Consider the following 223-nt stretch of genomic DNA (forward strand, 5'->3'; position numbering starts at 1 on the left):
TCAGGTCGTCTGGTCCTGGCGCCGGGGCCGTGAACAATCCTCCATCGTCGATGATCGTCTCGATTGATCCTGCATTGAAAATGAAGTCACGCTCAAGGCTTGTGAAGGTCAACCCGGTGGCATCGACTGTGTCGCTGCCCGCCCCCCCTCTGATCTGAAAAGCGGTCGCCTTCGAGTTGACCGTGAAGGTCGTTCCCGTTGCGTTTCCACTTTCAACGGTAAA

At 56.5% G+C, this 223-nt stretch carries 1 protein-coding gene; it reads right to left on the reverse strand.

What is annotated here, in order from left to right; genetic code table 11:
* Positions 1-223 (reverse strand): hypothetical protein (locus ABLN94_RS24780; RefSeq protein WP_352997368.1); only part of this gene is annotated, 223 nt, incomplete at both ends.

It is taken from the genome of Ruegeria sp. SCP11 (genome assembly GCF_040329455.1).
Taxonomy (GTDB): Bacteria; Pseudomonadota; Alphaproteobacteria; order Rhodobacterales; family Rhodobacteraceae; genus Ruegeria; species Ruegeria atlantica_E.